Annotated in this window: 23 protein-coding genes; 8 read left to right on the forward strand and 15 right to left on the reverse strand. The window is 60.3% G+C overall.

The genetic code is table 11. The annotated features are described in order from the left end of the window. Positions 1–176: 176 nt before the first annotated feature. Positions 177–638: an HU family DNA-binding protein gene (locus tag ACUXUR_RS16745; protein WP_445503488.1), complete on the reverse strand. Its 462-nt coding sequence runs from the start codon at positions 636–638 to the stop codon at positions 177–179. A 339-nt stretch (positions 639–977) separates the two neighbouring features. Here ACUXUR_RS16745 and ACUXUR_RS16750 point away from each other — a divergent pair, with 339 nt between their 5' ends. Beyond that, positions 978–1,295: a hypothetical protein gene (locus ACUXUR_RS16750; protein ID WP_445503489.1), complete on the forward strand. Its 318-nt coding sequence runs from the start codon at positions 978–980 to the stop codon at positions 1,293–1,295. Positions 1,296–1,342: 47 nt separating this feature from the next. Here ACUXUR_RS16750 and denD read toward each other — a convergent pair whose 3' ends face one another. From denD to ACUXUR_RS16770, 4 genes are all read right to left on the reverse strand, one after another. Beyond that, entirely contained in the window at positions 1,343–2,323 is a 981-nt protein-coding gene (gene denD, locus ACUXUR_RS16755; protein ID WP_445503490.1) for a D-erythronate dehydrogenase, read from the reverse strand. A gap of 122 nt (positions 2,324–2,445) precedes the next feature. Then, a complete protein-coding gene (locus ACUXUR_RS16760; protein ID WP_445503491.1) occupies positions 2,446–3,456 on the reverse strand; it encodes a TRAP transporter substrate-binding protein in 1,011 nt (336 codons plus the stop codon). 36 nt (positions 3,457–3,492) lie between these two features. Then, the gene (locus ACUXUR_RS16765) at positions 3,493–4,776 is read right to left on the reverse strand and encodes a TRAP transporter large permease subunit (RefSeq protein ID WP_445503492.1); all 1,284 of its coding nucleotides are present in this window, start codon (positions 4,774–4,776) and stop codon (positions 3,493–3,495) included. Next, positions 4,773–5,270, reverse strand: a complete 498-nt coding sequence (locus tag ACUXUR_RS16770; RefSeq protein WP_445503493.1) for a TRAP transporter small permease — start codon at positions 5,268–5,270, stop codon at positions 4,773–4,775. Before ACUXUR_RS16770 ends, ACUXUR_RS16765 begins: the two co-directional genes overlap by 4 nt. A 448-nt stretch (positions 5,271–5,718) precedes the next feature. On the opposite strand from ACUXUR_RS16770, the gene ACUXUR_RS16775 reads away from it, so the two are divergent. Together ACUXUR_RS16775 and ACUXUR_RS16780 are read left to right on the forward strand one after the other, a co-directional pair. Then, positions 5,719–6,918 carry a mandelate racemase/muconate lactonizing enzyme family protein gene (locus tag ACUXUR_RS16775; protein ID WP_445503494.1) on the forward strand — a complete coding sequence of 400 codons (1,200 nt, stop codon included), beginning with the start codon at positions 5,719–5,721 and terminating at the stop codon, positions 6,916–6,918. A 48-nt stretch (positions 6,919–6,966) separates the two neighbouring features. Continuing rightward, positions 6,967–8,343, forward strand: a complete 1,377-nt coding sequence (locus ACUXUR_RS16780) for an FAD-binding oxidoreductase (RefSeq protein WP_445503495.1) — start codon at positions 6,967–6,969, stop codon at positions 8,341–8,343. A 354-nt stretch (positions 8,344–8,697) separates the two neighbouring features. On the opposite strand, the gene ACUXUR_RS16785 is transcribed toward ACUXUR_RS16780, so the two are convergent. The 6 genes from ACUXUR_RS16785 to ACUXUR_RS16810 form a co-directional block, all read right to left on the reverse strand. Further along, entirely contained in the window at positions 8,698–9,450 is a 753-nt protein-coding gene (locus ACUXUR_RS16785; protein ID WP_445503496.1) for an SDR family NAD(P)-dependent oxidoreductase, read from the reverse strand. Between the two features lie 79 nt (positions 9,451–9,529). Next, positions 9,530–11,011: an aldehyde dehydrogenase family protein gene (locus ACUXUR_RS16790; protein WP_445503497.1), complete on the reverse strand. Its 1,482-nt coding sequence runs from the start codon at positions 11,009–11,011 to the stop codon at positions 9,530–9,532. 109 nt (positions 11,012–11,120) lie between these two features. Next, on the reverse strand, positions 11,121–12,266 hold the full coding sequence (gene mmsB / locus ACUXUR_RS16795; RefSeq protein WP_445503580.1) for a multiple monosaccharide ABC transporter permease: 1,146 nt from the start codon (positions 12,264–12,266) through the stop codon (positions 11,121–11,123). 55 nt (positions 12,267–12,321) lie between these two features. Continuing rightward, entirely contained in the window at positions 12,322–13,851 is a 1,530-nt protein-coding gene (mmsA, locus tag ACUXUR_RS16800) for a multiple monosaccharide ABC transporter ATP-binding protein (RefSeq protein ID WP_445503498.1), read from the reverse strand. 98 nt (positions 13,852–13,949) lie between these two features. Continuing rightward, positions 13,950–15,014, reverse strand: coding sequence for a multiple monosaccharide ABC transporter substrate-binding protein (gene chvE, locus ACUXUR_RS16805; protein WP_445503499.1), 1,065 nt, complete (start codon positions 15,012–15,014; stop codon positions 13,950–13,952). Between the two features lie 295 nt (positions 15,015–15,309). After that, positions 15,310–16,083: a FadR/GntR family transcriptional regulator gene (locus ACUXUR_RS16810; RefSeq protein WP_445503500.1), complete on the reverse strand. Its 774-nt coding sequence runs from the start codon at positions 16,081–16,083 to the stop codon at positions 15,310–15,312. Between the two features lie 327 nt (positions 16,084–16,410). Between ACUXUR_RS16810 and ACUXUR_RS16815 the strand changes: the two genes are divergently transcribed. Next, positions 16,411–18,144 (forward strand): IlvD/Edd family dehydratase, encoded by a 1,734-nt coding sequence (locus ACUXUR_RS16815; RefSeq protein WP_445503501.1) that lies wholly within the window; start codon positions 16,411–16,413, stop codon positions 18,142–18,144. Positions 18,145–18,181: 37 nt separating this feature from the next. Further along, positions 18,182–19,120, forward strand: coding sequence for a dihydrodipicolinate synthase family protein (locus ACUXUR_RS16820; protein WP_445503502.1), 939 nt, complete (start codon positions 18,182–18,184; stop codon positions 19,118–19,120). Positions 19,121–19,198: 78 nt separating this feature from the next. On the opposite strand, the gene ACUXUR_RS16825 is transcribed toward ACUXUR_RS16820, so the two are convergent. Next, positions 19,199–19,387: a hypothetical protein gene (locus ACUXUR_RS16825; RefSeq protein WP_445503503.1), complete on the reverse strand. Its 189-nt coding sequence runs from the start codon at positions 19,385–19,387 to the stop codon at positions 19,199–19,201. Positions 19,388–19,584: 197 nt separating this feature from the next. On the opposite strand from ACUXUR_RS16825, the gene ACUXUR_RS16830 reads away from it, so the two are divergent. The 3 genes from ACUXUR_RS16830 to ACUXUR_RS16840 all read left to right on the forward strand — a co-directional run bounded on the left by ACUXUR_RS16830 (position 19,585) and on the right by ACUXUR_RS16840 (position 21,773). Beyond that, entirely contained in the window at positions 19,585–19,869 is a 285-nt protein-coding gene (locus ACUXUR_RS16830) for a hypothetical protein (protein ID WP_445503504.1), read from the forward strand. Positions 19,870–19,878: 9 nt separating this feature from the next. Further along, entirely contained in the window at positions 19,879–20,862 is a 984-nt protein-coding gene (locus ACUXUR_RS16835) for a zinc-dependent alcohol dehydrogenase family protein (RefSeq protein WP_445503505.1), read from the forward strand. Between the two features lie 74 nt (positions 20,863–20,936). After that, positions 20,937–21,773: a universal stress protein gene (locus ACUXUR_RS16840; protein WP_445503506.1), complete on the forward strand. Its 837-nt coding sequence runs from the start codon at positions 20,937–20,939 to the stop codon at positions 21,771–21,773. 64 nt (positions 21,774–21,837) lie between these two features. Here ACUXUR_RS16840 and ACUXUR_RS16845 read toward each other — a convergent pair whose 3' ends face one another. The 3 genes from ACUXUR_RS16845 to ACUXUR_RS16855 form a co-directional block, all read right to left on the reverse strand. After that, positions 21,838–22,119 (reverse strand): c-type cytochrome, encoded by a 282-nt coding sequence (locus ACUXUR_RS16845; protein WP_445503581.1) that lies wholly within the window; start codon positions 22,117–22,119, stop codon positions 21,838–21,840. A 48-nt stretch (positions 22,120–22,167) separates the two neighbouring features. Beyond that, on the reverse strand, positions 22,168–22,563 hold the full coding sequence (locus tag ACUXUR_RS16850; protein ID WP_445503507.1) for a hypothetical protein: 396 nt from the start codon (positions 22,561–22,563) through the stop codon (positions 22,168–22,170). A gap of 86 nt (positions 22,564–22,649) precedes the next feature. Next, positions 22,650–24,245 (reverse strand): MBL fold metallo-hydrolase, encoded by a 1,596-nt coding sequence (locus ACUXUR_RS16855; RefSeq protein ID WP_445503508.1) that lies wholly within the window; start codon positions 24,243–24,245, stop codon positions 22,650–22,652. Positions 24,246–24,335 lie beyond the last annotated feature (90 nt).

Below are 24,335 nucleotides of genomic sequence, written 5' to 3' on the forward strand. Positions count from 1 at the left end.
CGCCTGAAGCTTCGAGGCCATAGACCTTCAAGCCAAAAAACTAGCGCATTTCGTCTAGGTGATCAGCAGGAATTATTGCCGACCTGGGCCGCCCGCCAGCAGGAAAGTGCGTCCAGGGAACGACTCGGAACGGCGGCAGCGGTGCGGCACAACGCGCTACACCGCTGCCTTGAGGCTTAGATGGATTCCTTGAGATCCTTCGCAGCGCGGAAGGCGATCTTCTTCGAAGCCTTGATCTTCACGGGCTCGCCGGTTTGCGGGTTGCGGCCCATGCGAGCGGCGCGCTTGCGAACCTGCAGGATGCCGAGGCCGGAGAGGCGGATCTTCTCACCCTTCTTTAGGCTCTTGGCGATGAAGTCGATGACCTGGGTCATCATCTCGTTCACCTGGCGCTTCGGAAGCTCGTGGGCTTCGGACAGCGCCTCTGCGATGTGACGCAGCGTCAGGATACCGTTCGTTGTTGCCGGACCCTTGGCAGGCTTCTTCACGGCTGCCTTCGCCGTGGTCTTGGAGGCGGCTGCCTTAGCGGGCTTCTTGGCAACGGCCTTAGCAGCCGTCTTGGCGGTGGTCTTCTTTGCTGCGGTCTTTGTAGCTGCGGCCTTGCGGGCCGGGGCTTTCTTCGTTGCTGCTTTTGCCACTGGAAACTCCTTTCGAGGCCATGCACATACTGAATAGCATTATCTGCATAGTGCTTGGGAACAAAGTTCCAAGTTGTCAGAATCGTGTTTCCACAAGGCAAATGTCGCAAAAACACGTCAACAACCTTAGTTGATGGCATTAGAGGCCGGTAGAGCCCGCCGAGATGCCCATGATCAGGGCTCAAGACCCTTTTCCATCATGATGGGCCCGAGAGCTTTCCCGTCGGAGGTCAGAATCACTGACTGCATCGGACAGGCCAAGCTGAAACGCCCGGTGTGCAACCGCCGTTAAGTGAGCAGGACACGCAATCCGCGATTGGCTTACATGGAGAAGCACCGATGCGTATCAGCATGAAGACCACTCTTGTTGCAGCGACCTTGATATTCCCGACGCTGGCCCTGGCTGAGACTGGAGGTGCCGCAGCGGGAGCGGCGGCCGGAGGCGCGGCTGGCGCCGCAGTTGGAGGCCCCGTTGGAGCAGCGGTCGGCGCCGGCGTCGGCGGTGCCGTTGGCGGCGCGGCTTCCGGCCCGGATCAGCAGAATGTCACGATTGAACATCGGGATGTCGGCACCACAGGAAACGTCGGATGCTCGACGACCACAGAGCAACAGACCGATGTGACGGGCACGACGACAAAGCGGGAGACCAACTGCTGAGCATACGCTAGTGAGGCGGCGCTTATCATAGCGCCGCCCTGCAATCGTCAGCTCGCGATCTTGCCGCCGAGCTCGTCCTCAATGTGCTGGCGGATGATTTCGTCGAAACTCTTCTCTGCCTGGAAGCCAAGGCTCTCGGCGCGACTGGCGTCGAAGCGGCGCGCCCATCCGGACACCATACGCATGATGTCCGGATCAGGCTCACGGCGGATTCGCGCGGCCACTTTCTCACCTGCTATGCGCCGCAGAGCATCGATTTGCTCCGCTACGGTCACCGAGACGCTCGGCATCGTCAGATTGCGCCGGGGACCGATCTTCGCAGTGTCAATGGTGGCCGCATGCATGAGGAAGCCAACGGCGGAGCGCGGCGACGCATGGGCATGTCGCACATCCTCCGGCACTGGCAACACAGCCTCCTGCCCGCTCAAGGGCTCGCGAATGATGCTCGAGAAAAAGCCTGAGGCCGCCTTGTTGGGCCTGCCCGGCCTGACGCAGATCGTCGGCAGACGGATGCTGATGCCATCGAAGAACCCGCGCCTTGTGTAATCAGCCAGAAGCAACTCACCGATGGCCTTTTGCGTGCCGTAGCTCGTGAGCGGCGTAAGGAAGAATTCATCACCAATCGCCTCCGGGAACGGAGCTCCAAAGACGGCGATGGACGATGTGAAAACGAGGCGCGGGCAATAGCCGTCACCAATATGACGAATGGCATCGAACAGATAGCGTGTTCCGTCGAGGTTGATCCGGTAACCCTTCTCCAGATCAGCTTCGGCCTCGCCGGACACGATGGCGGCGAGATGGAAGATGACGTCGGGCCGGCTTGCCACGAGCTTCTCCGCCTCACCCGGTTGGGAGAAATCAGAGGTGAGTGTTGAAATCTCGAAGGGGGCCTTTGGCGCCTGGGGCTCCACCACGTCATGCAGCACCATGTGGGTGATGGCCTGCCCGTTCAGCTGGCCTTCCTTGATGAGCCGCTCGGTGAGCTTGCGGCCAACCATACCGGCCGCCCCGAGAATGAGAATCTGCATCGGTCAAAAACTTCGTTCAAAAACCCCGGCGCAGCGAAGACCGGGAACAGACGGAAAGGACAGGCAAATTGCCCGGGGCGTCAGCACCCCGGGCAGTCTCGTGAGGCTCGGATCAGGATGCCTTACTTTTTGCGCATCTTGTCGAGTTCATCCTGCATCATCTTCACCGTCTCCGGGCCGATGGTGGAGGCGTGCTTTTCCCATACGGACTTGGCCTGCTCGCGCATGCGGTTCGCCTCCTGCTCGTTGAGCTCGTTGACGACGACGCCAGCGCCCTTGATCTTCTCGAGCGAGGCCTGACCCAGCTCGCGGGAGACCTTGCGCTGCTCGTCGCGGCCCACAACGGCGCATTCCTTCAGGGCCGCCTGCTCATCCTTCGACAGCCCGTCCCACAGCTTCTTGGAGTAGAGAACCAGGAACGGCGTATAGGCGTGGCGGGTGACCGACAGATATTTCTGCACCTCGTAGAACTTCGAGGTGTCGATGGTCACGAACGGGTTCTCCTGACCGTCGATGGCCTTGGTCTCGAGAGCCGTGAACACCTCGCCGAAGGCCATCGGCACGGCGTTCGCACCCATGTTCTTGAACGTGTCGAGGAACACGTTGTTCTGCATGACGCGGACTTTCAGACCCTTGAAGTCCTCCCACTTCTCCACCGGGCGGCGGGAGTTCGTGAGATTGCGGAAGCCGTTTTCCCAATAAGCCAGATTGACGAGGCCGACGGTCTCGAGCTTGCCGTTGATGTAGTTTCCGAACGGACCGTCAAGGATGGTGTCGGCCTCCTTCTCGTTGGCGAAAAGGAACGGCAGATCGAAGACGCCGAGATCAGGCAGGATGCCGATGAGCGGCGAACTCGAGGTGACGACCATCTCCTGCGTACCCGAACGCAGCGCTTGCGTCGCCTGGAGGTCACCACCCAGAGCGTTGCCCCAGAAGCCCTGGACCTTCAGCTTGCCGCCGGACTTGTCGGCGAGACAGGCTCTGAACTTCTCGACGCCCTTGCCGTTGGGATGGTCCTCATTCACGCCATTCGACAGGCGGATATTGCGCTCCGTGAACTGCGCAGCGGCCGGCACTGCGGACAGGACCGTCATGGCGACGCCTGCGGCGAGTGCGAGTTTCAATGATTTCATGGTGGTTTCCTCTCTCGGTTCTTCTTTCCCCTCTGCTCACCGCCCCCGCAGCCATGACAGGGGCACCATCACCAAATCCGGGAAGATGATGAGCAGGACGAGCACTATGAGCTGCGCGATCAGGAAGGGATTGACCCCCTTGATCACAGCTCCCATCGGGACGCGGGCGACGCCACTCACCACATTGAGCACGATGCCCACCGGCGGCGTAATCAGCCCGATCGCATTGTTGATGATGAACAGGACGCCGAAATAGACCGGATCGATCCCTGCCTGCTTGACGATAGGCATGAGAACCGGCGTCAGGATCAGCACCGTCGGCGAGAAGTCCAAGGCGGTACCGACAATGACGACCAGGAACATCAGGGCGAACATGAGCAGGGTCTTGTTGCCCATGAGCGGCTGAATGAGACCGCTGATTTCACCTGGGATGTTCGCCTGAGTGATAAGCCAAGCGGAAACCAGGGCTGCCGCCACGAGGAACATCACCACGGCCGTCGTCTTGGCGGCTGTCAGGAAGATGCCATAGAGCATCGACAGCTTCAGTTCGCGATAAACGAACATGCCGATGATCAGCGCATAAACTGCCGCCAGCACGGCCGCTTCCGTCGGCGTAACGATGCCCCATTTGATCCCGCCAAGGATCATCACGGGCATTAGCAAAGCGAAAAAGCCATCGACAAACGCCTTCCCTCGCTCGCGCATGCTGGTGCGAGGGGTGGTCTTCAGCTTGTCTCGCCGGCTGACAATCCACCACGCAGCGACGAGAGAGAGTCCCATCATCACGCCAGGGGCAACACCTGCCAGGAACAGCTGCGAAATCGACACATTGGCGGCAACGCCGAAGACGATGAAGCCAATGGAGGGCGGGATCACCGGCGCAATGATACCGCCAGCGGCGATGAGGCCGGCCGAGCGCGGGATATCATAGCCTGCATTGCGCATCATCGGGATCAGGATGGCGGCAAGCGCCGCCGTATCCGCGGCAGCCGAGCCTGACAGCGCGGCGAGAATCAGTGCCGCGACAATGGCGACATAACCAAGCCCGCCATGGATATGCCCCAGGCACGCAAGGGCGAAATTGACGATGCGCTTCGACAAGCCGCCGACATTCATAATCTCGCCGGCGAGCAGGAAGAACGGAACGGCCAGAAGCTGGAAGTTGTCCGCGCCGATGATCATGTTCTGCGCCACGATCTGGCTGTCGAAGTTGCCGAGCCAGAGCATGAGCGCCAGCGCGCAAACGATGAGCGTGAAGGCAATCGGCATGCCGAGTGCCATGGCCCCAAGCAGGGAGACGAGAAAAACGACGATCGTCACTCGAGACGCTCCCTCAAGGCATGGGCTTCATCATCACTGTAGTCACCGGCGAACGCCCGGAGCTCATGCTCGCTGATTCGACCGGTCAGCACGCGCAGAATTCTGAACAGGGCCATCAGCCCAAGGCCGAGGCTCGTAAAGTAGCCGACGCCGTAAACCCAGAGCATGGAGATTTCAGTGATGGGCGCGTAGTTTGTGGCGTTGATCTCTGCCTGCAGCCAGGTTCCCCAGAAGAAAACGGCACAACAGACGATCACGAAGATATCGGACAGGACCATGCAGACCTTGCGGCCGTTATCGCCGAGCTTGGCCACCAGGGTCTCGACACCCAGATGCGCGTTCTCACGTCCAACCACCACGGCGCCGATGAAGGTCAACCAGACAAAGCAGAAGCGCGACAGCTCTTCGGAAATGTCGATGCCCGTATCGAAGAGATAACGCAGCACGACGTTGCCAAAGACCATGACAACCATGGCGGCCAATAGAAGGACCATGAGTCCCTCTAGGCCCTTGAAAAAGAAGGCCCCAACTCTGTTCACATTTCCTCCACCTGCTTTGCCGGTTCGCCATTATTCTGTTCGCCAAGGCTGATTAATCAAGTCAGCCCCCCAGCGAAGTTGTTCCCGTGCCCAAGCATCAGTCTGTCGAGCGCATCTTGAGCAGATGAGCGCATCTTACGCAAGGATCTCTAGAGTAAGACTTCCACAGGAGCTTTCACCCTCTTCTCTCCGGCAATCCTCTTGCTGGCAATGGAACAAGGGCCGCCATGCGAGCAACACGAAGCGTTTCTTTGTTTCATATTATACTTATGGCTACCTGACTGCCTTCCCCTCGTCAGTGGATATCATGAAGGCTGCATGCATATGGATTGCACAACGAATGGGCAGCAACTCACTTCTGCCCACAGGCCACGATCTAGAGGCTTAGCCATAAGAGGATCCCATGAAGATCATCCGCGTCGAAACCATCCGGCTTCAGGAATTCGCGAACATTATCTGGGTTCGCCTCCACACAGACGAAGGACTTATCGGCCTCGGAGAAACCTTCATGGGAGCTGCTGCGGTGGAAGCGTATATTCACGAAACCGTTGCGGCAAAGCTGATCGGCCGCGATCCGCTCCAGATCGAAGGCATCAATCGCGATCTTCAGAACTATCTCGGTTGGCGTTCCGCGGGAGTTGAAACGCGCGGCAACTCGGCCATCGATATCGCGCTGTGGGACATCTTCGGCAAGGCGCATGGCAGGCCCATCTGCGACATGCTCGGCGGCCGCTCGCGCGACAGGATCCGGGTATACAACACCTGTGCCGGTTATCGATACATTCGCGACAGCCGCGCTCAAAAAGTCGCGAACTGGGGCATTGGACAGGCAGAGGGCGACTACGAGGATCTCGAAGCCTTTCTGCATCATGCCGACGATCTGGCCCACTCGCTGCTGGAGCAAGGCATCACCGGAATGAAGATCTGGCCGTTCGACGTCGCAGCGGAGCGCAGCCAGGGCTATGACATTTCCCCTGACGAGCTACGAACTGCGCTCGAACCCTTTGCCAAGATCCGCAAGGCCGTCGGCGACAAGATGGATATCATGGTGGAGTTCCATTCTCTTTGGAGCCTGCCGATGGCCAAGAAACTGGCCGGCGCTCTTGCGGAGTTCAACACCTATTGGCACGAGGATCCCTTCCGTCTCGACAATATCGGCGACCTGAAGGAGTACGCGCAGCACTCGAAGGCGTGGGTCTGCGCCTCGGAGACATTGTCCTATACACATGCCTTCCGTGAGTATCTCGAAACCGGCGTTGCAGGCGTTGCCATGCTCGACCTGTCCTGGTGCGGTGGCCTCACGGAAGCCCGGAAGATCGCAGCCTTGGCTGAAGCGTGGCATGTCCCGGTTGCCCCTCACGATTGCACAGGCCCGGTTGTCTATGCCGCCTCGTGCCATTTCTCGCTGCATGCCCGCAACGCGCTCATCCAGGAAAGCGTCCGCGCGTTCTATACAGGCTGGTATACCGAGCTCGTGACGGAGCTGCCGACAGTCTCCAAGGGAGAAGTGACAGTGAACATGAAGCCGGGTCTCGGACTTGAACTATTGCCGGATCTCTGGAAACGGCCGGATGCCATCGTGCGTATGACCGACGCCGCCTGATCGTGCCCTGCCCGATTGCCCTCTCCGCAGTTTCAAAACGTGAATTCAATGAGCAATGTAATTGAAGCTCTCGTCACCGCCCTCGGACCTCAGGTTCGTCTCGGGACCGACATCCCCACCCGCAACCATACCGATGCAAGCGGTTTGCAGCCCATTGCCCCGCAGGCCCTGATCCTTCCGCAGACCACGGAAGATGTCGCGACGGCGCTGCGGATCTGCCACGGGCATCGCCAGCCCGTGGTGACCCAGGGCGGTTTGACGGGCCTTGCAGGCGGCGCTCACCCCCAAAGCGGCGAGATTGCGTTGTCGCTTGAGCGCATGACCGGAATCGAGGAGATCGATCCGGCCAGCGCCACACTGACGGCTCTCGCAGGCACCCCTCTCGCGATTGTGCAGCAGGCTGCCGAGGATGCGGGTTTTCTCTGTGGCATTGATCTCGGGGCGCGTGGCAGCTGCACGATCGGTGGCAATATCGCCACGAATGCAGGCGGCAATCAGGTACTGCGCTACGGCATGGCCCGGCGCAATACGCTCGGTTTGGAGGCAGTGCTCGCGGATGGCACCGTCGTCCGCTCGCTCAACAAAATGTTGAAGAACAACGCCGGGTACGACTGGACGCAACTCTTCATCGGCAGCGAGGGAACCCTGGGTGTCATCACCCGCGTCGTGATCGGCCTTCATCCGAAGCCTCAAGGCATGCAAACGGCGCTGTGCGCCGTCAGCAGCTTCGATGATGCCCTTGCGGTATTGCGCAGGTTCCAGCAATCCTACCCGGGACGGCTGCTCGTCTTCGAGGCCATGTGGCGGGAATTTATGACGGTCGCGACACGAATCTGCGGTCTGCCGCCCGCATTCGAGGAAGAGCACGACCTGACGCTTCTGATCGAGGCCGATATGGGGGAAGAGCCCGCAGGAAGCGAAGCCTTCTCCACCCTTTTGGGCGACTTCTACGAGCAGGAGCTCATCAAGGATGCCGTCGTCGCCCAATCGCGGGCTGACCGCAACCGCTTCTGGGGCTATCGGGAAACGCCTTACGAATACGGCCGCTTCCTGCCGGAGGAAATTCGCTTCGACGTCAGCGTGCCTCTTGACCGCATGAAGGAGGCGCTGGACCATCTGCGCCAAGAGATGCCCCGGCAATATCCGGACGCGGTCTGGGTCGTGTTCGGTCATGTGGCCGACAGCAACATCCATATCAACGTGGCCCTCAAGGACATGACGAGCGACACCAAGAAAGGCGTTCAGAATCTCGTCTATGACATGGTCTCAAGCCTCGGCGGCTCGATCTCGGCCGAGCACGGCATTGGGCGCATCAAGCGGCCCTATCTTAATCGAAGCCGCACCGAGCCCGAGCTCGCCCTGATGGCCAAGATCAAGCAGACCCTCGATCCGGAAGGGATCCTCAACCCGGGACGCGTGCTCTGAACGGCGCCTCCATACCCTACGGAGACCGCAAAGCATCCGATACGCAGAGGAACGCGGCATGCGCGCGATGGTGATCACTCAGTTTGGCGGCCCGGACGCATTCAAGCCGCAGGAGCCGGAGCGCCCGGCTCTGGGGCCAGGAAGGTCCTCGTGCGGGTCGTGGCCTTCGGCACCAACCCTGTCGATGCGAAGATCCGACAAGCGGGCTCCTGGGCTCAAATTCCCTTGCCGTCCGTGCCCAGTTATATGACTTGGTATCTCTATCGTAAGCTTGTCGCTTAGAGGGCAGACGCCTTCCCGAAAAAGGCCGGCAAACAGCCGGCCTTTTTGACAATGAGATCAGAGCTTCCTGTCTTAGACCCAGCCGCCGTCGACCAGGTAGGTCTGGGCCGACATGGCACTTGAATCGTCCGAGCCGAGGAACAGGGCAAAGTTGGCGATGTCCTGCGGCACGAGCTTGCGCTTCACGCACTGGCGCTTCAGCAGCTCCTTCTCGCCTTCAGGCGTGAGCCAAAGGTCGATCTGGCGCTGGGTCATGATCCAACCCGGCACGATGCAGTTCACGCGGATGTTCTTGGAGCCCAGCTCACGGGCCAAGGCGCGCGTGAGGCCGACCACGGCCGATTTGGCGGTCTTGTAGGCAGCGAAGGAATCGTCACTCACCATGTAGCTGGTCGAGCCCATGTTGATGATCGAGCCGCCACCCGCCTTTTCCATATCCGTCAGCACGGCCTGAGCGGCAAAGAACTGATGGTCGAGATTGGTGGCGAAGCGCTCGCGCCAGTATTCCGGGGTCACCTGATCGATGGTGTGACGATCATCGCGGGCGGCGTTGTTGACGAGAACGGTGACAGGGCCGAGCCTTTCGCTGGCGCGGCGGATTGCGGCCTGAAGAGCCGGGATGTCGCGCACGTCGTTATGCTCGAAATGAACCCGCTCTCCGAGTTCCTTCGCCAGGGCCTCGCCGGCTTCGGCATTGTAGTCGAGGATAGCGACCTTGCTGCCTTGAGCATGGAAGGACCGCACGATGCTCTCGCCGATGCCGCTGGCGCCGCCGGTGATGAGGATCGTCTTGCCCTTCAAGGAGCCGTAAATCGTCTGGGTCATGGAACTCTCGTTTCGTCTGAGACAGTCTTGGCGTTGCAGAGCTCATGCCCTGCAACGCCAAGATACTAGGATCTTTGGCTTACTCGCTGCCCTTGGTCTTGGGCACGTAGGGTCCGTTACCGTCGAAGACGTAGGCTGTCTTCACCGTGGTGTAGAACTCCTGCGCGTAGCGGCCCTGCTCGCGCGGACCATAGGACGACCCCTTCCGGCCGCCGAACGGCACATGGTAATCCACGCCCGCCGTCGGCAGGTTCACCATCACCATGCCGGCTTCCGCATGGCGCTTGAAGTGGCCGGCATATTTCAGGCTGGTGGTGCAGATACCCGAGGACAGGCCGAATGGCGTGTCGTTGGCAAGGTCGAGCGCCTCGTCGTAGTCCTTCGCCCGAATGACAGTGGCCACGGGACCGAAGATTTCCTCGCGCGCCACGCGCATCTTATTGTCCACTTCCGTGAACAGAGCCGGCGACAGGTAGAAGCCGGGCGCATCGCGCTTCAGGAGTTCACCACCCGCCGCAAGCTTGGCGCCCTCCTCCTGACCGATCTTGATATACTTGAGATCTTGGTCGAGCTGGCTCTGATCCACCACCGGGCCGATATGCGTGCCGCTTTTCAGCGCGTCATCAATCACCAGTCCCTGCATCCTCTCCTGCATCGCAGCCACGAAGCGATCATGGATGCCCGCCGTCACGATCAGGCGTGAGGAGGCCGTGCAGCGCTGGCCGGTGGAGAAGAACGCGCTGTTGATGGCGCATTCGACCGCAACCTTCAGGTCGGCGTCGTCGAGCACGATCATCGGGTTCTTGCCGCCCATCTCGAGCTGAATCTTCTTCATCGGGTCGACCGAGATGCAGGTCTGAGCGATCCTACGCCCGGTCGGCACCGAACCGGTAAAGGAGATGGCTGAGACCTTGGGGCTCTGCAGCATCGCTTCGCCGACCACCGAGCCCTTGCCCATCACCAGGTTGAACACGCCGGCCGGCACGCCGGCACGAATGATGATCTCGGACAGAGCATGCGCGGAGGCCGGCACCAGCTCGGCCGGCTTGAACACCACCGTGTTGCCGTAGGCGAGCGCCGGCGCAATCTTCCAGGCCGGAATGGCGATAGGGAAGTTCCAGGGGGTGATGAGGCCAACCACGCCTACCGGCTCACGGGTGATCTCGACATCGATGGCCGGACGCACGGACGGCACCTTGTCGCCGGCCAGACGCAGGCACTCGCCGGCGAAGAATTGGAAGATCTGGCCGGCGCGGGTCACCTCGCCGATGCCCTCCGGCAGGGTCTTGCCCTCTTCGCGGGAGAGCAGACGGCCGAGCTCCTCCTTGCGCGCGAGGATCTCATCGCCCACGGCTTTGAGGATATCGTGACGCTGCTGGATGGTGGAATGGGACCAGGCCGGGAACGCCGCATAGGCCGCGTCGATGGCGGCCTCAGCCTCGGCCGCCGAGGCGCGGGCGAACTCGCCGATCACGTCATTGGTGTTGGACGGATTGAGGTTCGGGCTCGCTTCGGACGCGCCGACCCACTCACCCGCAATGTAATTCTTCGTCATCAGCATTTCTCCGTTCCGTATGCAGGCTCAAGTATACCCTGCCCGCTGACAGGCAAGGAGGCTAAGCTGCGCCTTTCAGGGCTTGAGCTCCCGCCAAGAAGCGAGGGCTCCCGTGTTACTTCTTTCGATTATATACGTCGAGGGATACGGCTGCGAGCAGCACCAGGCCCTTGATGACCTGCTGATAGTCGATTCCGATGCCAAGAATCGACATGCCGTTATTCATGACACCCATGACGAAGGCGCCGATCACCGCACCCGTGACCTTGCCGACACCGCCTGTGGCGGAGGCGCCACCGATGAAGACGGCCGCGATCACGTCAAGCTCGAATCCGAGACCGGCCTTGGGTGTCGCTGTGTTGAGGCGCGCTGCGAAGATGAGACCGGCAAGACCAGCGAGCACGCCCATGTTCACGAAGGTCAGGAAGGTCAGGCGCTCGGTCTTGATGCCCGAGAGCCGCGCCGCCTTCTCGTTGCCACCCAGCGCGTAGATACGCCGTCCGATCGTCGTGCGATTGGTCACGAAGGCATAAAGGATGATCAGCACCGCCATGATGACCAGCACGTTCGGCAGGCCGCGATAGGTCGCCATCAGATAGCAGAACGCAACCACGAGCAGAGCGAGAAGCACGTTCTTGGCCACGAACAGGCCGAAAGGCGCGGTCTCCACATCGTGCTTCATCTGATTCGCACGGCTGCGAATGCTGAAATAGACGATAGCGACGACGCTCGCGACGCCGATGAAGAGCGAGGTGTAATTGAACCCTTCGCCGCCGAAGAAATCGGGAATGAAGCCGGAGCTCAGGCGCTGGAAGACGACCGGGAACGGACCGACGGACATGCCGCCGAGAAGAGCCAAAGTCAGCCCCTTGAACACGAGCATGCCAGCGAGCGTGACGATGAAGGACGGCACCTTGAAATAGGCCACCCAATAGCCCTGAGCCGCGCCGATCAGGCCACCCACGATTAAGCAGGCGATGGTGGTCGTCACGGGGTCGAAGCCCCACTTCACCATCATCATGGCAGCCAACCCGCCGACAAAGCCGACAATGGAGCCGACCGACAGGTCGATATGCCCGGCCACGATCACCAGCAGCATGCCGAGCGCCATGATGACGATATAGCTGTTCTGCAGAACCAGGTTCGTAAGATTGAGCGGCCGCAGCAGGGTACCGTCCGTCGTGACCTGAAAGAACAGCATGATCACAAGGAGCGCAAGCAACATGCCGTAGTCGCGGAAGTGGGTCTTGATGAACTCCAGCCACGACGTCTTTTGCTGGGGAACGTGAAGCTCGTCAGCCGTTCTCGTATCCATCTCAGCGTCTCCCCGACTTGACGATAGCGTGCATGATTTTTTCCTGTGAGGCCTCGGCGACGTCGAGTTCGGCGATCAGAGAGCCCTCGTTCATCACGTAGATCCGATCGCACATTCCGAGCAGTTCCGGCATCTCGGAGGAGATCATGAGGACGCCTTTGCCGGCATCCGCCAGGCCGTTGATGATCGTGTAAATTTCGTATTTGGCACCCACGTCGATGCCACGGGTCGGCTCGTCCAGAATGAGGATCTCCGGATCGGAGAAGAGCCATTTGCTCAAGACGACCTTCTGTTGATTGCCGCCCGACAGGTTCACCGTTTCCTGGAACACGTTGGGCGAGCGGATCCGCATCTTGGTGCGGTAGTCATTGGCAACCGCAAGCTCGCGAATGTCGTCGATGACAAGATTTTTAGCGACACCCTTGAGGTTTGCCAGGGAGATATTCTTGCGAATGTCCTCCTCGAGAACCAAGCCATAGGTCTTGCGATCCTCAGTGGCGTAGGCAATGCCGTTCGCGACGGCTTTTTCCACCGTGCTGACGTCGATCTCCTCACCATGCAACAGGACGCGGCCCGAGATGTTCTGGCCATAGCTGCGACCGAAGAGGCTCATGGCGAACTCGGTTCGCCCTGCCCCCATAAGACCTGCAATGCCGACGATCTCGCCGCGGCGAATGTTCACGTTGACGTTCTTGACGACCTGCACGTTCGAATGGAGCGGATGATGGGCCGACCAGTTCTCGACCTGGAACATGATCTCCCCGATCTGGGACTCACGCTTCGGGTAGCGGTCTTCCATGGTGCGGCCGACCATGCCGCGAATGATCCGGTCCTCGCTGATTTCCCCGGCGTGGCAATCCAGAGTCTCGACAGTGCTGCCGTCGCGAAGGACCGTGATGGAATCCGCAACTTTCGTAATCTCGTTGAGCTTATGGGAAATCAGGATCGACGAGATCCCCTGCGCCTTGAACTGCAAAAGCAGGTTCAGGAGCGCATCGCTATCCTTCTCGTTCAAGCTCGCCGTCGGCTCGTCCAGGATCAGCAGCTTGACCTTCTTGGACAAGGCCTTGGCGATCTCGACAAGCTGCTGCTTGCCGACACCGATATTGGTGACGAGCGTTTCCGGGGATTCATTGAGCCCTACGATCTTGAGCAACGCCTTGGTGCGCGAAAAAACCGCCGACCAGTCGATCACACCGAACTTGGCCTGCTCGTTCCCGAGAAAGATGTTTTCCGCAATCGACAGGAGCGGCACCAGAGCCAGCTCCTGGTGAATGATGATGATGCCGAGTTCTTCGCTGTCCGCGATCCCCTTGAAGCGCCGCTCCTGACCTTCATAGACGATCTCGCCGGAATAGGAGCCGTGCGGGTACACGCCGCTTAGGACCTTCATCAAAGTCGATTTTCCCGCGCCGTTCTCTCCAACAAGCGCATGGATTTCACCGGCCTTGACGGTGATGTTGACGTTGTCGAGCGCTTTTACGCCCGGAAACGTCTTGGAGATCCCTCGCATCTCAAGGATCGCATTCATCGCTTAAACCTCAGGCAACTCAAGAAACGGGCCCCACGCCCTTTCAGAAGAGCAAGGACCCCGCGCGGGTACGCAGGGCCCGTTTCCGGTTCAAGAGCTTACTTGAACTGGTCTTCCTTGTAGTAGCCGCTGCCGACCAGAACTTCCTTCCAGTTCGAGGCATCGACGCTCACCGGCTTCAGCAGGTAAGCGGGAACGACCTTCACGCCGTTCTCATAGGTCTTGGTGTCGTTCACCTCAGGCTGCTTGCCCGACAGAACGGCATCGACCATGTTTGCCGTAACCTTGGCGAGCTCGCGGGTATCCTTGAACACCGTGGAGGTCTGCTCCTTGGCGAGGATCGACTTGATGGAGGGAACCTCGGCGTCCTGACCGGTGATGACCGGCATGGGCTGCTTCGGCGTGCCGTAGCCGACACCCTTCAGCGACGAGATGATGCCGATGCTGAGCCCGTCATACGGCGACAGAACAGCGTCGACACGCTTGTTGGTGTAGTAGGCGCTGAGCAGGTTATCCATACGCGCCTGGGCGACGGCACCGTCCCAACGCAGGGTCGAAACCTTGTCCATCCCCGTCTGGCCGCTGGCAACCACGAGCTTGCCGCTCTTGATGTACGGCTCGAGCACCGACATGGCGCCGTTGTAGAAGAAGTAGGCGTTATTGTCGTCCGGCGAGCCGCCGAAGAGCTCGATGTTGAAGGGCCCCTTGCCTTCCTTCAGGCCAAGCGCCTTCTCGATATAGCCACCCTGGAGCACACCGACCTGGAAGTTGTCGAACGTGGCATAGTAGTCGACGTTCTTGGAGTTGCGGATCAGTCGATCATAGGCAATGACCTTGATCCCCTTGTCGGCAGCCTGCTGCAACGCGTCGGAAAGCGTCGTGCCGTCGATGGAGGCGATCACGAGAACCTTCGCGCCCTTCGTGATCATGTTCTCGATCTGGGCGAGCTGGTTCGGAATGTCGTCCTCAGCGTACTGGAGATCGACGTTATAGCCTTTCTCTTTCAGTACCTTGACCATGTTGTTGCCATCATCGATCCAGCGCGCGGACGACTTCGTGGGCATCGCCACGCCAACGGTGCCCTTGTCCTGGGCCAGGGCCGGAGTGAGCAGGCTTGTCGCTCCGAGAGCCAGCGCTGCCAATGCAGTCGTTAATGTCCTCAAGGTCGTTCTCCCTTTTTGATCCTATGGCCGGGCGGTCCATGGCTGTGCCGGCTCATATCTAGAGTTCCCACGCAGCAGGCCCAGGCAGCTCACGCTCACCCGTATGGGGCAGCGTTGCCCGAGCACCAGCGGCACACAGGGCCCTTCTTCAGGAGCCCTTGCAGCTCGCATATCAGGCGATCCAAATCTAAAAGTCACGCGCCCAATCGCCCAATAATACTATAATACTATTTTGCTGTAGAGAAGTAGACCTCTTGCATTTTCGAGAGGCTCCAAGCCCTTAAGCCGGCAGGTTTCAGGTACCTGAGAAGGCATGCGTCGGGATGGCCGCCAAGGCAGCTTCGCCGTGTTTGATTCGGACACGCTCGGCCGCCTGCATGATCAGAGAGGACATCGCCGCGCTGGCAGCCGACGGGTTCTGCTGCTCAATGGCGTCGAACACGGTCTGATGCTGCTTCATCACCTCCTCGAAGCGGGCATCGCTCGAGACGGGAGAGCTGATCGTAAAGGAGGTGGCAAGCGCCGCGCCGATCACAGACCCGATGGACTGCAGGAAAGGATTGCCCGAGGCTTCGAGAATGGCCTGGTGGAAGGCCAAGTCCGCCTTGGTGAAACCCTGGCGATTGGTGGCGCAGCCATACATGGCCTGCAGTGCTTTTAGCATGTGCTCCAGCTGCTTCGGGGTCCGCCTCAGAGCGGCCGTGGCGCAGGCGAAGGGTTCCAGTGTCTGCCGGATTTCAAACAGCCAACCAAGGAACTGGGCATCGACGCCCATCTCGAGATGCCATTCGAGAATGTCGGCATCGAACATATTCCAGTTGTTGCGGTCCAAAACCTTCGTGCCGACCTTGGTCTTGGACTCGATGAGGCCTTTCGCGGCCAAGGTCTTCAAGGCCTCCCGAAGAGCCGTGCGGGAGACCCCGAACAGCTCCATCAGTTCGGCGTCGCCTGGCAGTATGCTGCCGACCGGAAAGCGTCCCCTCATGATGTTCTGGCCGATGCCGTGGGCAACGAGATCGTGGGCCGACCGCGTTCTTGCAGGCTTCTGGAGATCGTTTGCCAAAACCATGATGAAGCTCTCAACCCCTACCTAATTTGTATCAGCGCGGGCCACAGCAGCCCTCCAGAGAATGATAACGACGAGCAGAATACGCCGGTCATAGTCCTGGCTTAGCAGTAGCCCTTAGCTCTTTTCAAAGAGAATGTGCGCCCGCTTGCCGCCCGAAAATGACAAGGTTCCGCTCCTTTCCGTTGATCTCCGCAGCTTTCGACTTTAGCAGCCTTAACAGCCATCTATTTATCATATTATATGAAGAGCGGATAGCGGCGGCTCGATTTCGGCTGCAGGCCGCCTTCTTTCTGCGGCGGCACCACTAGGATTTAAGGATTAAGAAAAGTGAGCGAAGACAAGAAACGCCAGCTGCGAAGCCAGGCTTGGTTCGGTCGTCAGGATAAGATGGGATTTTATTACCGCTCATTCCTGAAGAACAGCGGCTTCCCGCAGGACCAGTTCGAGGGACGTCCGGTCATCGGCATCTGCAACACCTGGTCCGAGCTGACGCCTTGCAACGCGCATTTCCGCACCATTGCAGAGCATGTGAAATACGGCGTGCTGGATGCGGGCGGCTTCCCGTTGGAGTTTCCTGTCTCCTCGCTCGGCGAGGTGACGATGCGCCCGACCGCCATGCTCTTCCGGAATCTCGCAGCCATGGACGTGGAGGAGGCCATCCGCGCCCATCCGCTCGATGGTGTCGTGCTGCTCATGGGCTGCGACAAGACCACCCCTGCCCTGCTGATGGGCGCAGCCTCCGCGGACCTTCCGACCATCGGCGTTTCGGGCGGCCCGCAGCTGCGTGGAGTCTACCGTGGCAAGTACATCGGCTCGGGCACCAACATCATTTCCATGAGCGAGCAGCTGCGCGCGGGTGAGATCACCCTGAAGGAATTCCACGAGGCCGAAGGCGCGATGAATCGCTCGGCAGGTCACTGCATGACCATGGGCACCGGTTCGACCATGGCGTCCATGGTGGAAGCGCTCGGGGTCGGCCTGCCGGAGAATGCCGCAATCCCGGCAGCAGACGCGCGCCGCAATCATCTCGCCCGCATGGCAGGCCGCCGCATCGTCGAGATGGTGAACGAGGACCTCGTTCTCTCGAAGCTGCTGACCCGCCAGGCTTTCGAGAACGCCATCCGCACCCTCGCCGCCATCGGCGGGTCGACCAATGCCGTCGTCCATCTTCTTGCCATGGCTGGGCGCGCCGGGATCGAGCTCACGCTCGACGACTTCGACCGTCTTGGCCGAGACGTTCATTGCCTTGTCGACCTGATGCCGTCGGGCCGCTTCCTCATGGAAGACTTCTATTACGCAGGCGGCCTGCCGGTGGTTCTACGGACGCTGGGCGAGAAGGGCCTTCTTCACAAGGATGCCCTGACCGCGAACGGCAAGCCGATCTGGGAAAACGTGAAGGATGCCCCCTGCTGGAACCGCGAGGTGATCACCACCTTCGAGGAGCCCTTCAAGCCGGAAGCTGGCATCGCGATCCTGCGGGGGAATCTGGCACCCAATGGGGCGGTCATCAAACCGTCTGCGGCCTCTCCTGAACTCATGAAGCATACGGGCCGCGCCGTGGTGTTCGAAACGATCGAGGACCTGCACCACCGCATCGACGATGACAGTCTCGATATCGACGAGACCTGCGTCATGGTGCTGAAAAACTGCGGGCCGAGAGGCTATCCCGGGATGGCCGAGGTCGGCAACATGCCCTTGCCCCAGAAGCTGCTGAGAAAGGGCGTGCGCGACATGATCCGCATCTCGGATGCCCGCATGTCCGGCACGGCTTACGGCACGGTGGTTCTGCATGTCGCCCCCGAAGCCGCAGCCGGCGGTCCGCTGGCGCTCGTCCAGAACGGCGACCTGATCACCCTCGACGTGGCAGCCCGCAGCCTCCACCTCCATGTGGAGGCCGAGGAATTGGAACGCCGTCGCGCCGCCTGGATCGCACCGGAGCCGCATGCTACCCGTGGCTATGTGAAAATGTACGTCGATCATGTGATGCAGGCGGACAAGGGCGCGGATCTCGACTTCCTCGTCGGGAAAACCGGATCACCCGTCCCACGCGACAACCACTAACATCGATTTTAAAGAGACGAGATTTCAGGGAGAAAACATGTCTTCGCTTGGAAGGTCTTCAGTCCGCCCTTATCGCGGCGTGTATCCGGTCGCTCCGACCATCTTCAGCGACAATGGCCAGCTCGACCTTGATGGCCAGAAGCGGGCCATCGACTTCATGATCGATGCCGGCTCCGACGGCATCTGCATCCTCGCCAATTTCTCCGAGCAGTTCCTGCTCACCGATGCCGAACGGGATACCGTGATGCACACCGTTCTCGACCATGTCGCAGGACGTGTGCCCGTCATTGTCACCACGAGCCATTTCTCAACCGAGATCTGCGCCGACCGCTCGAAGCGGGCGCAGGAGGCCGGAGCCGCGATGGTGATGATCATGCCACCCTTCTTCGGTGCGACGCTGCGCGTCTCGGAGCCGGGCATCTACGAGTACTTCCGCCGGGTATCGGATGCCATCAGCATCCCGATCATGATCCAGGACGCCCCCATGGCGGGCACCTCCATGTCGCCCGCCTTTCTCGCGCGGATGGCGAAGGAGATCGCCAACGTCTCCTATTTCAAGATCGAGGTGGCCGGCACCGCCAATAAGCTGCGCGAACTCATCGCGCTGGGTGGAGAGGCCATCGAAGGCCCTTGGGATGGTGAGGAGGCGATCACCCTCATGGCCGATCTCGATGCGGGCGCTACAGGCGCCATGACGGGCGGTGGTTATCCCGACGGCATCCGCAAGATCATCGACCCGTACTTTGCCGGAAACCGCGAGGAAGCGGCTGCGGCTTACGAGCGCTGGCTTCCTCTCATCAACCACGAGAATCGCCAGTGCGGGTTATCCGCCGCCAAGGCGCTCATGAAGGAGGGCGGCGTGATCAAGTCCGATGCCGTCCGCCATCCGCTTCAGCCGCTTCACCCCGAAACGCGCAAGGGCCTCATCGAGATTGCCCGCCGCCTCGATCCGCTGGTGCTTCGCTGGGGCCGGTAAGACCGAAACGTTCCGCTGATACGGCAAGGAGAGGGCGCAGCGAGAATGTCTTGCTGCGCCCTGATTATCTTCAGGCCGTCAGCGCGCCCGCCGCCGTTTGAGCGACCAACGTTCGGGCCAAAAAGCCAGTGCAGCGACGATCAGGGCTAGGAGCAGAAGCATCACCATCGTCTGCACGACCCCGTACAGCGGCGCATCCTTGGCCACGAACAGGCCCGTCACGACGCCTGCAACGATCATGATGATCCGCACGACCCACCCGAGCATCATTCCCTCCCGTCATCTGAAGGGTCTCTGTAGCGCTTAAGCCCAAGCCGTTTCTTGATCGGCATCAATGCTTGAAAGCCTTTTTCGGCCCAGTCTGGCCTCGTTCTGCCGAGGTGCCCAACCATTACCACACTACTCTGCTCTTAAAATTGCAGAGGGCCACGCGGGTGGGAGCCACTTCAGGAGTGGAGGAAGCCATGACAACCCACGTCGATTCCCAAGCTATGCAAAGCGCGTCACGGACAGGCCGGGTTTATTCGCCGGATCTTCTGTCTCACATGCAATCCCTCCTGGCTGAAATTGCCGATCTCGCCTGCACTTTCGAGAAGGATCTCCAGGCTGCCGAGAACGGCATCTATTCCGAGTCGCACAAAAGCGAGCTGATCCGGGAGTTGAAGCGCCGACATGACGAGCGACGCACCCCCATAGCCATGGAGCTCACGGCTTTGGAGAAGAAGGTAGCTCAGGAACTTCAGCTGTAAGGCCCTGTCATGAGGGCCATGGTCCTTCGAGAACAGCGCACGCCCCTCGCACTGGAGGAGCGCCCTCTTCCCATGCCTGGCCCTGGCGAGATCCGCATCGGGGTCGAGGCCTGTGCTGTCTGCCGGACCGACCTGCACGTGGTTGACGGCGACCTGCCCGGTCCGAAGCTGCCCCTCATTCCAGGCCATGAAATCGTGGGGCGCATCGAAGCTTTTGGAAGTGGCGTGACGGGCCTCCGGATCGGAGAGCGTGTGGGGTTTCCCTGGCTCGGCCATACCTGTGGGCGCTGCCCTTATTGCCTGTCGAACCATGAGAACCTGTGCGACGACCCTTTGTTCACGGGCTACACGCGGGATGGAGGATTTGCCACCCATACCGTGGCTGATGCCGCCTATGCGTTTAAGCTGCCGGACGATGCCGATCCCGTAGCCCTTGCCCCTCTCCTCTGTGCAGGCCTCATCGGGTGGCGCTCCCTTGGTGCGGCGGGAGATGGTCAGAAGATTGGAATCTATGGCTTCGGGGCAGCCGCTCATATCATCGCTCAGGTCTGTGTGTGGCAGGGGCGCAAAGTCTTCGCTTTCACGCGTCCAGGCGATCTGGCTGCTCAGGATTTCGCCCGCTCTCTTGGTGCGGTTTGGGCTGGCGGCTCGGACGAGTCTGCCCCGGAGCTCCTTGATGCCGCGATCATCTTCGCCCCGATCGGGTATCTGGTGCCGCTTGCCCTGAAGGCTGTCCGCAAAGGCGGCCGGGTTGTCTGCGGAGGCATTCACATGAGTGACATTCCGCAGTTCCCCTATCGGCTGCTGTGGGGAGAGCGGCAGATCCTCTCCGTCGCCAATCTCACCCGCCAGGACGCTCATGACTTTCTGGCGATCGCACCCAAGGCCGGCATCAAAACCGAAACTGTCGTCTATCCCCTCGAAGCAGCCAACGAGGCCCTGGCGGATCTACGTCAGGGACGCCTTCAGGGCGCCGCCGTTCTGGTGCCCTAGGCTCTCAAGTCCTTGATTGCAATCAATGTCGGGGATCGACTCTGGAGGCATATTCTTCTCAAGAGGAGGAAGTTATGCTGCAGAATATCAAGAGCGTGTTGATAGGCCTTTCTCGCGACGAGCGGTCCCAGTCGGCCGCTGTCGATTATGGACTTTCTCTCGCCCGACAGGCCCAAGCCCACGCCTCCATTTTGGCTTTGTCGCCGAAGGTGCCGGTGACCCACGCCTTCGTGAGCCAAATCGCAGATCAGCTGATCGCAGAGGAAAATACCCGTCTCAGGGACCTCGCCCAGAGATTGGCCGACCAAGCTCGGCAGGAGGCTCTATCTCAAGGTGTCGCCTGCACGGCCGAGGTGGTTCAGGAGCATTACCCTGTGCTCACGTCATTGTTCGCGAAAAGGGCTCGCCTCCATGATCTGACGGTTTTCGATGCCGAAACGGATACGCTGAGTTTGAACCGCGGTCTTCTCGAGGAAGCCTTGTTCAATGGTGGCGCTCCGATGATCGTCGTTCCACCGGACATAACCCGGTTCAGCGCAAATCATGTGCTCATCGCCTGGGATGGCAGCGCGAAGGCGGCCCGCGCCGTCAACGACGCCCTGCCCTTCCTGAGAGCAGCACAGCAGATTGAGATTCTCAGCATACTGGGCGAGAAGGACCTGTCGAAGTCTGTCAAAGGAGCTGAGCTCGCACCCTACTTGGCCCGTCACGGCATCAACTGCACCGTCAAGGATATCGGCGCTATCGACGGCGACGTAGGCGAGACCCTGCGGACGCAGGCAGGCTACTTCCGGGCAGATCTCATCGTGATGGGCGCTTTCGTTCATTCTCGTCTGCGCCAGATAATGCTGGGCGGCGTCACCCAATCGATGCTCAAGAGCAGCAAGGTGCCCCTGTTTCTGTCCTGCTAATATGGAAACGGCGGCCTCACGGCCGCCGGATCACACAAGGCAGAAACTAAAGGGCTCTCGATTTCTATTGCTGGATCGATTGCAGGTAGGCGATCACGTCATTGACCTGTGCCGCATCGAGCTGAAATTCCGGCATGGACGGATGACCGGTGATGATGCCCTCAGCCAGTGCCTCTGCAAGATCCTCTAGAGGGTAACGCTTCTGAAGAGTCCGGAAAGGTGGCGCTTCGCTCAAGGGGCTTTCGCCGATGCGTCCGACGGCATGGCACATGGCGCAATTCGTCTGAACGAAGCTACGCCCGCGCTGAACGCGCCCTTCCTGAGCCAGGACAGGCTGAAGGCTCATGGTAAGAGCAAGCAGCACAAGGTACGGGCGCCCCATCATCTCAGCTCCTCAGACCTTCTCAGAGGTTCTCATCGGCCGGGCTTCGACCACCTGGAACGTGTGGAGTTCCTCATCTTCATCCTGGATGGAGACATACTCGCCCACCGCAAATCGATGCTTGTTGAGACGGTATCCCGCTTCGTCGTCGATGGCGCGCTTGGGATCGTAGTCAATGGCCCAGGTCGCTCCGCCGGAGCCGCCGGGGCGATGGATCAGGTAGCCATGCCGATCGGTCTCGCCGCCCCAGAAACGTCTGACACGGCAGAGGGCTCGCTTTTCTTTCCATTCGGCCGCATCCAGCATTCCTGAAGCATCGAGCGGGGCCGTGATCTCATAGCCGAATTTCGAGCTGCCTTCGGGATAGCTCTTGGACCGGGCGAGGTGCAGGGTGAGGTGGTAAAGCATGATTTCCTCCAGGACCGCGCCTGATCATCCTATCACGCAGCCATGCTCAACCCTAGAGGGTCGCCCCCTCCTCACCTTGATCTTCATCAAGCCCCAGCCTCTTCCTTCAGGGCACGGCGCAGGCGTCTGATAATGACGGCCTTCGCCCGCTTGTCGGCAGCCTTGTCGAGAGCCTCGTTGATGTCGATCAGCAGCTTAGAATAATCATTGCTCCAGTCCTGCCGCCCCACGACCGCAGGCTCCAGGCGACGCTCGTGGTCGTCCACCTGGACGGCCCTCTCGCCCGACAATTCATAAATGTCGTCGAGCTCGGGAATGAGCACCCGGTCACCCGGAACAGTTCCGCTCAGCGAGGATTGCAAGGCGTGAAGAGGCCCTTCCTCGCCGTGGACCAGGAAGACACCGCGCCGGACAGGCAGCCGCTCGGTGAGCCAGGTTTTCAGCTCGGGCCCATCCGCATGTCCGGAATAGAGATCGAGGCTCCTCATTCGGGCTCGAACCCTCACGTCCTCTCCCTGGATCCGCACCTGCGACGCTCCATCCTGCAGGATGCGTCCGAGCGAGCCCTGTGCCTGATAGCCGACGAACAGCACCGTCGCCTCCTCGCGCCAGAGCCATGCCTTCAAGTGGTGCCGGATCCGGCCCGCCTCACACATGCCGCTCGCGGCCATCACGATGTGAAAACTGTGAATGCGGTCGATGGCCTTGCTCTGCTCTACACTCTCCGTAAATCGGACCCAGCGGCTCTCGAGCGCCTCGACCAGATCCTTGCCACTCCGCAATTCACGGGCGTGTTTCTTGAAGATGGCGCTCGCCCTGGTGGCCAGCGGCGAGTCGATGAAAACAGGGATTTCGGGCAGTTCACCCGCTTCCATCAGTTCCAGCAGATCGACGAGCAGTTCCTGCGTTCGCTCAACAGCGAAGGATGGGATGAGAAGCACACCACTCGGCCGCATGGCTGCACGCACCTCGTCTCGCAGCATGCGGCGGCGGCGCTCTATGGTGATGCCGGCACGATCCGTATCGCCATAGGTGCTTTCCATGATGACATAATCGAGATCGTTCGGACCGACCGGATCGGGCTGCAGAAGCTTGTAGTCCGGTCCCACATCGCCCGAGAAAAGCAGGCGAACAGGCTTGCCATTCCTGCCGGAAGCGATTTCCATTTCGATCGACGCCGAGCCCAGGAGATGCCCTGCATTCCAGTAACGCGCCTTGAAGCCGGGAGCGACCTCCTGCCATTGTCCATAGGGCACGGGCCGAAACTGATCGAGGGAGGCAACCGCATCTTCGGCCGTGTAGATCGGGGTGACTGTCGGTCGGCCCCGTCGGCTGTTGCGCCGATTGAGCTGATCGACCTCGAGCTCCTGGATATGCCCGGAGTCCGGCAGCATGATTGAGGCCAGGTCCACCGTCGCGGGCGTGGCATAGATCGACCCCTTGAATCCGGCATTCACGAGTTTCGGAATGAGACCGCTATGGTCGATATGGGCATGGGTGAGGCACATGGCGTCGAGCTGCGGCGCTCTGAACGGAAACTGCCGGTAATTCAGCTCTTTCTCCGACTTGGCCCCCTGGAACATTCCGCAATCGACGAGAACCCGGGCCTCGTCCGTTTCCAGGAGATAGCAGGAGCCTGTGACGGCATGGGCAGCGCCATGGAAATGTATGCGAAGGGACAAGGAACACCTCTTCAGAGATGACAAGCTCGCAAGGGAGCGGATACGGCTATGTAGGCAGTCTTTGTGCGGTTAAGTTTGATCCATCCCAAG

Source organism: Microvirga medicaginis (assembly GCF_052658925.1).

Bases quoted from the DNA above. Each gene is read 5' to 3' on its own strand.
- ACUXUR_RS16750 (WP_445503489.1), top strand. From the start codon at position 978: ATGCGTATCAGCATGAAGACCACTCTTGTTGCAGCGACCTTGATATTC.
- denD (WP_445503490.1), bottom strand. From the start codon at position 2,323: ATGCAGATTCTCATTCTCGGGGCGGCCGGTATGGTTGGCCGCAAGCTC.
- ACUXUR_RS16760 (WP_445503491.1), bottom strand. From the start codon at position 3,456: ATGAAATCATTGAAACTCGCACTCGCCGCAGGCGTCGCCATGACGGTC.
- ACUXUR_RS16770 (WP_445503493.1), bottom strand. From the start codon at position 5,270: ATGGTCCTTCTATTGGCCGCCATGGTTGTCATGGTCTTTGGCAACGTC.
- ACUXUR_RS16775 (WP_445503494.1), top strand. From the start codon at position 5,719: ATGAAGATCATCCGCGTCGAAACCATCCGGCTTCAGGAATTCGCGAAC.
- ACUXUR_RS16780 (WP_445503495.1), top strand. From the start codon at position 6,967: ATGAGCAATGTAATTGAAGCTCTCGTCACCGCCCTCGGACCTCAGGTT.
- ACUXUR_RS16785 (WP_445503496.1), bottom strand. From the start codon at position 9,450: ATGACCCAGACGATTTACGGCTCCTTGAAGGGCAAGACGATCCTCATC.
- ACUXUR_RS16790 (WP_445503497.1), bottom strand. From the start codon at position 11,011: ATGCTGATGACGAAGAATTACATTGCGGGTGAGTGGGTCGGCGCGTCC.
- mmsA (WP_445503498.1), bottom strand. From the start codon at position 13,851: ATGAATGCGATCCTTGAGATGCGAGGGATCTCCAAGACGTTTCCGGGC.
- ACUXUR_RS16810 (WP_445503500.1), bottom strand. From the start codon at position 16,083: ATGGTTTTGGCAAACGATCTCCAGAAGCCTGCAAGAACGCGGTCGGCC.
- ACUXUR_RS16820 (WP_445503502.1), top strand. From the start codon at position 18,182: ATGTCTTCGCTTGGAAGGTCTTCAGTCCGCCCTTATCGCGGCGTGTAT.
- ACUXUR_RS16825 (WP_445503503.1), bottom strand. From the start codon at position 19,387: ATGCTCGGGTGGGTCGTGCGGATCATCATGATCGTTGCAGGCGTCGTG.
- ACUXUR_RS16830 (WP_445503504.1), top strand. From the start codon at position 19,585: ATGACAACCCACGTCGATTCCCAAGCTATGCAAAGCGCGTCACGGACA.
- ACUXUR_RS16835 (WP_445503505.1), top strand. From the start codon at position 19,879: ATGAGGGCCATGGTCCTTCGAGAACAGCGCACGCCCCTCGCACTGGAG.
- ACUXUR_RS16840 (WP_445503506.1), top strand. From the start codon at position 20,937: ATGCTGCAGAATATCAAGAGCGTGTTGATAGGCCTTTCTCGCGACGAG.
- ACUXUR_RS16845 (WP_445503581.1), bottom strand. From the start codon at position 22,119: ATGAGCCTTCAGCCTGTCCTGGCTCAGGAAGGGCGCGTTCAGCGCGGG.
- ACUXUR_RS16850 (WP_445503507.1), bottom strand. From the start codon at position 22,563: ATGCTTTACCACCTCACCCTGCACCTCGCCCGGTCCAAGAGCTATCCC.